Source organism: Rothia sp. HMSC062F03, from assembly GCF_001836905.1.
GTDB lineage: Bacteria > Actinomycetota > Actinomycetes > Actinomycetales > Micrococcaceae > Rothia > Rothia mucilaginosa_A.
Genome location: NZ_KV830886.1, coordinates 11,055 through 21,813, shown reverse-complemented (window position 1 = coordinate 21,813; position 10,759 = coordinate 11,055). Strand labels below are relative to the sequence as shown.

Annotated in this window: 7 protein-coding genes; 4 read left to right on the top strand and 3 right to left on the bottom strand. The window is 62.8% G+C overall.

Going from position 1 to position 10,759, the window contains the following annotated elements:
- Positions 1 to 134: 134 nt before the first annotated feature.
- Positions 135 to 1,283, top strand: coding sequence for an ADP-ribosylglycohydrolase family protein (locus tag HMPREF2674_RS06470; protein ID WP_070825178.1), 1,149 nt, complete (start codon positions 135 to 137; stop codon positions 1,281 to 1,283).
- A gap of 376 nt (positions 1,284 to 1,659) precedes the next feature.
- Here the strand turns inward: HMPREF2674_RS06470 and HMPREF2674_RS06465 are convergent, their stop codons facing one another.
- The 3 genes from HMPREF2674_RS06465 to HMPREF2674_RS06455 all read right to left on the bottom strand — a co-directional run bounded on the left by HMPREF2674_RS06465 (position 1,660) and on the right by HMPREF2674_RS06455 (position 6,365).
- Positions 1,660 to 3,021 (bottom strand): RNA polymerase sigma factor, encoded by a 1,362-nt coding sequence (locus HMPREF2674_RS06465; RefSeq protein WP_070825176.1) that lies wholly within the window; start codon positions 3,019 to 3,021, stop codon positions 1,660 to 1,662.
- Between the two features lie 252 nt (positions 3,022 to 3,273).
- Complete coding sequence (locus HMPREF2674_RS06460; RefSeq protein WP_141761812.1) at positions 3,274 to 5,202, bottom strand: metal-dependent hydrolase; 1,929 nt, start codon at positions 5,200 to 5,202, stop codon at positions 3,274 to 3,276.
- A gap of 257 nt (positions 5,203 to 5,459) precedes the next feature.
- Positions 5,460 to 6,365: a proteasome assembly chaperone family protein gene (locus HMPREF2674_RS06455; RefSeq protein WP_049343436.1), complete on the bottom strand. Its 906-nt coding sequence runs from the start codon at positions 6,363 to 6,365 to the stop codon at positions 5,460 to 5,462.
- Positions 6,366 to 6,733: 368 nt separating this feature from the next.
- Here HMPREF2674_RS06455 and HMPREF2674_RS06450 point away from each other — a divergent pair, with 368 nt between their 5' ends.
- The 3 genes from HMPREF2674_RS06450 to HMPREF2674_RS06440 all read left to right on the top strand — a co-directional run.
- Complete coding sequence (locus HMPREF2674_RS06450; protein ID WP_070825175.1) at positions 6,734 to 8,230, top strand: leucyl aminopeptidase; 1,497 nt, start codon at positions 6,734 to 6,736, stop codon at positions 8,228 to 8,230.
- Between the two features lie 455 nt (positions 8,231 to 8,685).
- Positions 8,686 to 10,071 (top strand): dihydrolipoyl dehydrogenase, encoded by a 1,386-nt coding sequence (lpdA, locus tag HMPREF2674_RS06445; RefSeq protein ID WP_070483855.1) that lies wholly within the window; start codon positions 8,686 to 8,688, stop codon positions 10,069 to 10,071.
- A gap of 205 nt (positions 10,072 to 10,276) precedes the next feature.
- Positions 10,277 to 10,759: biotin/lipoyl-containing protein (locus HMPREF2674_RS06440; protein WP_305793684.1), on the top strand; the 483-nt coding region annotated here is incomplete at its 3' end.

The window sequence follows — 10,759 nt, the reverse complement described above, 5'->3', positions numbered from 1 at the left end:
GCGCTGAAGAGGGGGCACTCCCCCGCGAGCGTGAGCACGAAGCCGCCTGGCGCATCCACTCCCCCGCGAGCATGAGCGCAAAGCCGCTTGTAACCCTACCCCCGCATCCTAAACGCCCGTGGGATAATCGCCCTATGAGTTTTTCTTCTGTTGAGTTCACGCGTGCACCTGAGGTTTCGGCTGAGTTTGCGGGCAGGGTGCGCGGCCTGTTGTATGCGTCTGCGCTGGGTGACGCGCTGGGCTATCCCCTTGAGCTGCTGTCGGCGGAGCAGATCGCGGAGCGCAACCCGAAGCCCTGGGAGGCCGCGTACGGCGAGCTGCTAATCAGCGATGATACGCAGCTGACCTGCTACACCCTAGACGGCCTGACGGAGGTTCTGGAGTGGAATAACGAGGGCGCGGCGGCGGATGAGTTGGCGTGCCTGTGGCTGGCGTATTTGCGGTGGTTCCGCGGTATTGGCGAGGCTCTGCCGGAGACCGCCCCGTTTTCTTTGGATCGTGAAATTGACGGGTCGAACGAGTTGACGGCTCGTCGCGGTCCGGGTGCGGCGACGTTGCGGGCGTTGGGTACCGGTGAGATGCAGCTGGTGTCGAAGTCGGTGAACCCTGATGCTCTGGGTAGTGGCGCGTTGGTGCGTTCGGCGGCTATGGGGCTGTTGCCGGTGGCTCAGGAGCGCACGGTGGTCATGTTGGCGGTGCGCGGTGCGGCATTGACGCACGGCCACCCGGAGGCTTTAGTGTCAGCGGCGGCGTACGCGCTGCTCATCCGCGATTTGTTGGCATCCCCGTCCGGCTCGTTTGACGCGTTGCTGGAGGCGGCGCGTCGTGTGGTGTCGTGGTGCGGTTCGGTTGCCGGGGATGATGCGATTCCGGGTGATGGTTCCCGCACCGTGGAGGCGCTGAGCCGTGCCCTCGAGCTTTTGGAGCGCGGTGTGGTGCCGGTGCCGCAGGCGGTGGCTGAGCATTTTGGTACGGGGTGGACCGCCCCGGAGCTGCTGGGCACGGCGCTGTGGTGCGCGGCGGATGCGCTGAGGAATCTGCCCGCCGATGCTGATGATGCGACGGTGCGTGGCACCCTGTTTGAGGGGCTGTGCCGCGCGGTGTCGGTGGATTCTGATTCGGATTCGGTGGGAGCGATGGTCGGTATGCTGTGGGCGGCGGCCGGTCTGCCGGTGGGTTCGGAACCTGCGGGTGATGCCTGGGCACAGGCGCTGGGTCGTGTGCGTGGCCTGGATCAGGTGGAGGCGGTTGCGGAACGCTATCTGCGCCAGCTGGGCCTGTAGTAGCGCTGCACCTCGACGGCATAGCGGCGATGCGGAGCGGGGGCTCCGTCTTCAAGGCGCTCAGCGCCGCAGAGGGGGCACTCCCCCGCGAGCATTGTCCGCGTGCCGGTCGTGCGGAACTGTGCCGCAAGCACTGTCCGCAGAGCCAACCTGACATACTCAGCCTCTGTGAAACTGAACCTAGACGGCATAGCGGCGATGCGGAGCGGGGGCTCCGTCCTCGAAGCGCCCCCAGGCGCTGAAGAGGGGGCACTCCCCCGCGAGCATTGTCCGCAAGCCGGCTGTGCAGAACTTACGCGAGCATCCTCTGCGTGCCGGACAGCAGACCAGCTGCACGAGCATCCGCCAGCACGTTAGAACCGCTAGATATGAACTTCTAGTCCAGGTAATCGCGCAGAACCTGCGAACGCGACGGGTGACGGAGCTTAGACATGGTCTTCGACTCGATCTGGCGGATTCGTTCGCGGGTCACGCCGTAGACCTTACCAATCTCGTCGAGGGTCTTGGGCTGACCGTCGGTCATGCCGAAGCGCATTGCGACGACACCGGCTTCACGCTCGGAGAGGGTGTCGAGGACGGAGTGGAGCTGCTCCTGCAGAAGGGTGAAGGACACCGCGTCTGCGGGGACGACTGCCTCGGAGTCCTCGATGAGGTCACCGAATTCGGAGTCGCCGTCTTCGCCGAGGGGGGTGTGCAGGGAGATGGGCTCGCGGCCGTACTTCTGAACCTCGATGACCTTTTCGGGGGTCATGTCGAGTTCCTTACCGAGCTCCTCGGGGGTGGGTTCGCGACCGAGGTCCTGAAGCATCTGGCGCTGCACGCGGGCGAGCTTGTTGATGACCTCGACCATGTGCACGGGGATGCGGATGGTGCGGGCCTGGTCTGCCATGGCGCGGGTGATGGCCTGGCGGATCCACCAGGTTGCGTAGGTGGAGAACTTGAAGCCCTTCGAGTAGTCGAACTTCTCGACGGCACGGATGAGGCCGAGGTTACCTTCCTGGATGAGGTCGAGGAAGAGCATGCCGCGGCCGGTGTAGCGCTTGGCGAGGGAGACGACGAGTCGCAGGTTGGCTTCGAGCAGGTGGTTCTTGGCTCGCTTGCCGTCGTGGACGACCCAGCGCATGGCCTTCTTGAGGTCCTTGTCCATGTCGGGGTTTTCGGCGAGCTTGTGTTCTGCGTAGAGGCCGGCCTCGATGCGCATGGCGAGGTCGACTTCCTGCTGTGCGTTGAGCAGGGAGACCTTACCGATCTGCTTGAGGTAGTCCTTGACGGGGTCGGCGGTTGCGCCGGGGGTGACGACGCGCTGAGCGGGGGCATCGTCGTCGTCGCTGGCAGTGAGAACAAAGCCGGAGCCCTTGGCTGCTACAGCCTCGGCGGCCTTCTTTTCTTCCTTCTTGGCGACGGTGGCTTCGTCTTCTTCAGGCTCTTCGTCGGCGTCGGTGGTTTCGAGATCGTCGTCGAGTTCGAGGTCGAAGTCGTCGCCGGTCTTCTTGCGTCGTCCGCCGGTTTTGCGCTTGGTGGTTGCCTTAGCGGTGGTCTTGCGGGTGCGCTTGGGCTTTTCCGCGGTGGTTGCGGTGGCAGTATCTTCTGCGGTGGTTTCCTTGGCTGCCTCGGAGGTGGTCTTGGCTGCCTTAGTAGCCTTAGTAGTCTTGGTTGCCTTGGTGGCGCGGGTGGTCTTGACGGCGGTTTCTTCGGTTGCGTCGCCGGTTGCAGTCTTCTTGCTGGGTGCAGGTGCCACTAGTACCCTTTCTGGCTTGTGTTGGGGTGCTTTGTCTGCAAAACACCTAAGACCCTGTCAAGTCTGTGCTGGCGTCCTCTTTGGTGTGTTTGCGACTCTGAACCGATTAACGCTGCGGGACGGGTTTTTATTCCGCTCGCGTTGGTCGTTTACGTGGTGCCGCGGCTCGTTGTACTGAGCTGTTTGAGGGCGCGCTATAGCGCATCGACTGTACGGGGTCAATACATAAGTATTGCAGATTTTCGGGGGCTTTCAACTTGACTGGCCGTAGGTCGGGGTGTTTTTGCGGGGCTTGAGGGTGCTGATGGTGGTCCCTTCGGTAAGCGCGTCGGTATTTGCACGCCGAGCGGTGAGCCAGGCGGGGCAGGTTCCGGTGGCGAGTCGCGCATCGATGATGTTGGGGCTGAGGCGGAGGTCGTGGAGCTGTGCTTCGTGGCGCAACAGGTTGGCGTAGGTGCTGTGTCCCTTGAGCCAGTTGCTCCAGGATTGAAGGGTGCGTAGGGCGCTGTACTCCGCGGTGTTGGAGCCCGGAACGAGAAGGCTGGAGAGAAGCTCGAGGGCGTTGAGACGGCGGTAGTCGGGTGCCTCGACATCGGCAGACCCGGCGAGCGCGGCGCGGTAGTGGTTGAGGGCCGCGAGGCGGCGGGGTTCGCTCATATAGGTGCTGTTGTTGAGCTGTTGGATGATGTGTTGGTCGCGGTTTTCTTCATCGGTTGCGGGTGCTTCCCCGTCCGTTTCTGCGGCGTAGGGAGAAACCCGACCGCCTCTGTACTCGTGGAGGGTTTCTTCGTGAAGCAGGGAGCTTTCGGCGAGGTCGATTCCGTCGAGCTCGGTTAAGGTCCAGCGCTCGAGATCGGCGGCTTGGATGGTGCGATGGGTTCGGCGAATCCAGTCTTGCCACTGATTGCACTTGGCGGGGACGGTGCGCACGGCGGGCCCCTCGCCTGCCAAGGCGGCGGTGAAACTGCGAGGCATCCGGGCCTTTCGGGTGATGCGCGTGCCGTAATGGGGCGGTTCGATGGGCTCTTCGCGAGGCTCACCGAGGGGTGCGGCGCCGCCGAGGGCATAGTAAATGTAATCGGTGGTGTACCGCTGGATGGCGAGTACCTGCTGGGTTCGGTCGAGGCTGTACCCGGCGAGGTACGCCAGGGTCTCCGGGCTGAGAATTTCGAGGGTGCTGTGCTCCTCGAAGGCGTTGGTGAGGGTGCTGGGCTGCAGGGATGCACGCAGGTGCCCAGCGACCTCGGCGGGGATGAGCTCGCGGAGGGTGTCGCCGATGGTGCGTTCGCTGAGCTCGGGCGGGGTGTTCAGGTAGGGTTCGACAGCGCTGATGGCGGTCTCCCAGTAGCAGAGGTCGAGCTGGGCCTGGCGGTAGGCTCGGCCGGTGGTGGTGACCGGGACGCGTTGAGCGCGGGTTGCGCTCCAGAGCTCGGTGGCGGATTCCCAGTCATCGCGGGCAGAGGGGTTGTTGGTCGTGTCGGTATCCCAGGGGCTCCGGGCGAAGTTGCCGGTTGCGTCGGGCGCGATGCTGTCGCCGAGACTGGTTCGCCATGCCTGGTAGCGGCTGGTGTGAAGGTCTTCGATGGGTCCGAGAAGGGTGAGCGCTTCCATGCGGTCGTTGAGAGCCCACACGGTGGCGGCGCCGGCGTAGATGATGTCTTCGCAGCGTCGTTCGCCGACGATGCGCGGGTCGAAGAGCATGTGTGCCCAGGAGCTGATGCGGCTCTGCGCGGTGATGTCTGCGCCGACTTCGTGCAGGGTCGCGGCGGTTCGGGTGGCTGGGTCGAGTTGGCGTTGGCGTACGGCGTTATCGCCATCGACGATGATGGCGTAGAAGCGGTTGAGGGGCGCCCCGTCGTATTCGGCGGGAATCATGGTGAAGAGGCCGGTGAGGTACACGGCGCGGTGGCTTTCGGGGAGCGGTTCTTCAGGCAGGTTGACGCGCAGGCTGGGGCCGAGGACGGAGTTGTGGGCGGTGAGGATGATGAGGGAGCGTTCGGGCCAGTAGCCGTTGTGGTGGAGGGCGTGGCTGAGAACGTCGTACTCGGTGGAGATTGAGGGAGGCGCGGGGCTCGGGGTGCCGTTCGGAAGACTATCCGTCCGGACTGCTGCGCTCTGGAGGCCATCTCGGGTGTTAGGGGTCTGGGGGCTGGGCTTCTGGGTCTTGCGGGGCTTGTTCATGGTTCCACAATGTCAGGTGCGCCGCCTTGGCATCCGTTAAAGAAAAAATCTGTGGATATCTCCTCTGTAAAGAGAAGAAAATCCACAGATTCATTCGTTTTATTCGGTTTTTCGGGTACTGCACCGCGGCGGTTCCGTCACATTCGGTCACGAATGCCCCGCTGTACGGTCGATTGGAGAGCCGCAGATGCAGGTGAGTCTCCCCTCCTCCCGGCGCCGCGCCTCGACGAATCGGTTAGCGTCTGCCTAGCGTTCCTCTAGTGCTCGTCCAGGAAGCGTTCGAAGAGGGCACCAATCTCGTCGCGGCTCGGAATGTTGTTGGCGTCCCGTCGCGAAAGCGGAATGGCGATATCCGAGGTACGGTAGTTCTCGTCGTAGTTCTCTTCCATGGTCGTAATCATGCGCCCAATTTCGGGGTTCTGCTTGACCTGGTCGTTAATCTGCCCGTGCACGTGGCGGGCAGCCTCGCGCAAATCGTCGGTGGGTAGCGAGAGATGCGCGGCCATGCCCACGTGCTCGAGGGCGATGAGGGTGCCCTGCGGCAGGTCGGCCTCGGAGATGTACTGCGGAATATTCACGCCGAATCCCACGGTGTCGTAGCCGTTGTCGGTAAAGAGCACCTCGAGCAGGTTGGTGATGGTCGCGTGCATATCCGCGGTAGGCTTCCACGGCGAGATGCCGCGAATCAGGTCCTTGCGGGAACCGTGCGCGGTGACGGGGAAGGGCCGGGTGTGCGGTACGGGCATGGGGTAGGCCGAAACCAGCACGATGAGCGAAGGCTGCAGGCGTCGCACAATGCCGAGCAGAGCCTTCTGAAAACGCTGCCACTGCAGATCCGGTTCGGCGCCGGTGAGCAGCAGGAAGGGCTGATCGAGGCTATCCTCGACGGCGTAGAGCTTGAGCTGCGGGTACTGCGGGTTCTCGAAGTGGTCCTTCTCGTAGTGCACGAAGGGGCGGCGGGCGCGGTAGTTGTGCAGCTGGTCGCTGTCGAACTCGACGATTTCAATGTTCTTCAGCTCGCTGAGGAGCACCTGCCCGAGCTGTCCGGCGGTGGATCCGGCGTCCTGCGGGCTGGAGAGGGCGATGACGAGGGTCAGCCCGTGCATCCGCGGATCGTCGAGGATTTTGGTGTTCGCTAAGTAGAGATCTTCGGGATTGAGCATGACAGCCTCCTCACTATGAATCCGTTCGGCCCGCCACACCGTGTTTCGTCACGGGGCTGGCCGACGCGCCTTTCTGTCAACAGACGCTTTCCGTAGTCTTTCATTCTAAGCCAAGAAGATTGTGTTGGCTTCTATCTCGGCGTTTTCTCGCGGCGGGTGAACGGTCTGCCCTGCATGAGCCGAAATGCTGGGGAGCCCCGCGGACGGCTTGCGAGCGTACGCGCCGCTCCCCCGCCCCATCCGGTAGAGTAGAAACGGGTAGTCCGCGTACTTTTGCGCGGCGCATCCCGCCTCTACGGGCACCGTTTCGCACGGTTCGCCAGCTTCGGGTGGGATGGTTTCAAGAAGACATACGCAAAGGAGTAACGATGTCTCTTTCCCTGTCGATTCACAGCACCGACCTTGAGGCACTGGAGGCCGACGTTCTGGTCCTGGGTGTTCTGAAGGGTTCCGAGGGCCCGTACCTGGCCCCGAACTCGCTGTCTGAGGATTCCGCCGAGGGTATCAACGAGCTGCTGGAGGCGCTGGGTGCCTCGGGCGCCCCCGATCAGCTGCTGCGTCTGCCGGGTCTTGAGGATTCGGGTGCCGGCATTGTGGCTCTGGCTGGTCTGGGTTCCGATCAGGCTACCGGTCAGGAGCGTCTGGATGCCCTGCGCTATGCCGCTGGTTCGGCAAGCCGTCAGCTGGCCGGTTCCGCCGAGGAGATTGCCTTCGATTTCGGCCTGTCCTCCGTGGATGAGATTGAGGCCGTCGCGCACGGCGCCGTGCTGGGTAACTTCATCGAGGAGGGTATGCGCGGCAAGACCCAGGATTCGATTAAGGAAGAGATTGAGTCCGTCCTGATTATTTCCTCGATTGATCCCGATGAGGCGGAGCCCGCACTGGTGCAGGCCCTGGTCCTGGGTGAGACCACCAAGGACGCACGCCGTCTGGTGAACCTGCCCCCGTCGCACCTGTACCCCGAGACCTTCGGTGAGTTTGCGGCTGAGCTGGCCGAGGATTACGCAAACGTTGAGATTGAGCTCTTCCACTACGACCGCCTGGTCGAGGAGGGCTTCGGCGGTATTGCCGGCGTTGGCCAGGGTTCTCCCCGCAAGCCTGTTCTTGCCGTGGTGAAGTACGTCCCCGAGAACCCGAAGGCTCACGTGGCTCTGGTGGGTAAGGGTATCACCTTTGACTCCGGCGGTAACTCGCTGAAGCCCGCCGCTTCGATGATGACCATGAAGTGCGATATGGCCGGTGCCGCAGCCGTGCTGAACGCCGTGGTGGCCTCCGCTGAGCTGGAGGTTCCGGTGGCCGTGACCGGTTACCTGTGCCTGGCCGAGAACATGCCCGGCGGCCACGCCCTGCGCCCCGAGGATGTCATCACCATGCGTGATGGTCGTACCGTTGAGGTGCTGAACACCGATGCCGAGGGTCGCCTGGTTATGGCGGACGGTATCGCGCTGGCTTCCGAGGCTAAGCCGGACGTCATTCTGGATATCGCCACCCTGACCGGTGCCGCTATGGCCGCCCTGGGCCTGCGCACCGCCGCTCTGCTGGGTGACGAGGAGATTCGCGAGCGCGTGCAGGGTGCCGGCGCATCCGCCGGTGAAGCTTACTGGCCCATGCCGCTGGAGTCTTACCTGCGCAAGAGCCTGGACTCGCAGGTTGCCGATATTAAGAACATCGGTTCGCGTTTCGGCGGTGCCCTGACCGCGGGCCTGTTCCTGAAGGAGTTCGTGGGCGAAGGTATTCCGTGGGCACACCTGGACATCGCGGGCCCCGCGTTCAACGAAGAGGCACCCTACGGTTACACCCCGAAGGAGGGTACCGGCTTCGGTACCGCAACCCTGGTGAACTTCATCCAGTCCTACGCCAAGTAGAGGGTTCGGCGGCGCCGGGACTCTTGCGGAGGGCTTCCTTTCTGCAGGGTTTCCGCTGATTGCTGAACGGTTATATAGGGATGCGCGAGGCGCCTCGGCCGAACAGGCCGGGGCGCCTCGCGCGCTGCGTTGAGGTCATTTCCGCCTTTTCTCGGTTCGTTGGGGAGGGAGCTTTTCTTCTCCCGTCCGGGCCTTTCAGCATCCCCGTGCGAGAACGACCGGACGGGGTGTCCAGCATGCTATACGCCTCGAATTTTTTGGCCTCTTTGCGGGATTATTTGGCTAAAAACCGCCCTGAGTGAACTTAAAGGGGCGGTATCGGGGGTATTGTTGTATTAAGTGTTTTTCTGCGTACGCGGATGGGCGCGCGTCTTTTTGATACGGGCCTGCTGTGTGTGCCGGGGAACCTACCAATAAGGTAAGAACTCATTGCACGGGGTCGTACCCCACCAACTATGCAAGGGAGCAATATCGTGGCTCAAGAATTCGATATCCTCATCCTCGGCGGCGGTTCCGCTGGTTACTCTGCAGCTATTCGCGCACGCCAGCTGGGCTTCACCGTCGGTCTGATTGAGAAGGAAAAGGTCGGCGGCACCTGCCTGCACACCGGCTGCATCCCCACCAAGGCCTACCTGCACGCAGCTGAGCTGGCCGAGGACGCACGCGAGGCATCCAAGGTCGGTGTCAACGCTGTTCTGCAGTCCATCGAGATGGGCAAGGTGCGCGACTACAAGGACGGCATCGTTTCCGGTAAGTTCAAGGGTCTCGCTGGCCTGCTGAAGATGAAGGGCATCGAGATCATTGCCGGCGAGGGCAAGCTCACCGCTCAGGACACCATCACCGTTAACGGTGTGGAGTACAAGGGTAAGAACATCATCCTGGCTTCCGGTTCGATCTCCAAGACCTTCGGTCTGCCCATTGAGGGCCGCATCCTGACCTCCACCGAGGCTCTGGAGATGGACTACCTGCCCAAGAGCGCTATCGTGCTCGGCGGCGGCGTGATTGGTTGCGAGTTCGCATCCATGTGGAACGCTATGGGCGTGGACGTCACCATCATTGAGGGTCTGCCCCACCTGGTCCCGAACGAGGACCCCGCAATCATCAAGGTCCTGGAGCGTGCCTTCAAGAAGCGCGGCATCAAGTTCAACACCGGCACCTTCTTCGAGAAGGTCGAGCAGGATACTAACGGCGCTAAGGTCACCCTGGCAGACGGCAAGGTCTTCGAGGCTGACATCGTTCTGGTCGCTGTTGGTCGTGGCCCGAACACCGCAAACATGGGCTACGAGGAGCAGGGCATCCCCATGGATCGCGGCTTCGTCCTGGCTAACGAGCGCCTGCACACCGGCGTGGGCAACATCTACGCAGTGGGCGACATCGTCCCCGGTGTTCAGCTGGCTCACCGCGGTTACCAGCAGGGCATCTTCGTTGCCGAGGAAATCGCTGGCCTGAACCCCACCGTTGTTGAAGACATCAACATCCCCAAGGTCACCTTCTGCGATCCCGAGATTGCATCCGTCGGTTACTCCGAGCCCAAGGCTAAGGAGAAGTTCGGCGCTGACAACGTTGAGACCGCTGAGTACAACCTGGCCGGTAACGGTAAGTCCGCTATCCTGGGCGCCACCGGTATCGTCAAGGTTGTTCGCCAGAAGGACGGCCCCATCGTTGGTGTTCACGCCATCGGTAAGCGCATGGGTGAGCAGATTGGTGAGGCTCAGATGTGGGTTGCTTGGGAAGCATTCCCCGAGGACGTCGCCAAGTTCATCCACGCACACCCGACTCAGAACGAGTCCCTGGGTGAGGCAGCAATGCTCCTAAACGGCACCCCGCTGCACAGCGCATAATCCAGGCGCACATATTTTTACTGGCTGATGTTTTTCGCGTCGGCTTAGTTACGACCTTTCAGGTCAAGGCGGTGACGGGCGTATCCGCTGAACAACGCCCCGCACCCGGATGCGTGCTCCCCGGTTCTGAACCGGGGGCGCGCGTCCGGGTTGCCGCCCCACATTTTTCTAGTTCAAGCATTCACCAAGGAGAACGGGAAAGATTATGTCCCACACCGTAGTACTGCCCGCACTGGGCGAGTCCGTGACCGAGGGTACCGTCACCCGCTGGCTCGTAGAGGTCGGCGACACCATTGAGGTTGACGCACCCCTGGTTGAGGTTTCCACCGACAAGGTTGACACCGAGGTTCCCTCCCCCGTAGCAGGCGTTGTCGAGCAGATTCTCGTCCCCGAGGACGAGGACGTCGAGGTCGGCGCTGCTCTGGCTATCATTGGCGACGGTTCCGGCGCTGCTGCTCCGGCTGCTCCCGCCGCTGCCGCTGCACCCGCAGCTCCCGCTCCGGCTGCTGAGGCTCCCGCAGCACCCGCTCCGGCTGCTCCCGCCGCTGGCTCCGCTTCCGGCACCGAGGTCCTGCTGCCCGCACTGGGCGAGTCCGTGACCGAGGGCACCGTGACCCGCTGGCTGAAGGAAGTTGGCGAGCAGGTTGAGGTTGACGAGCCCCTGGTTGAGGTTTCCACCGACAAGGTT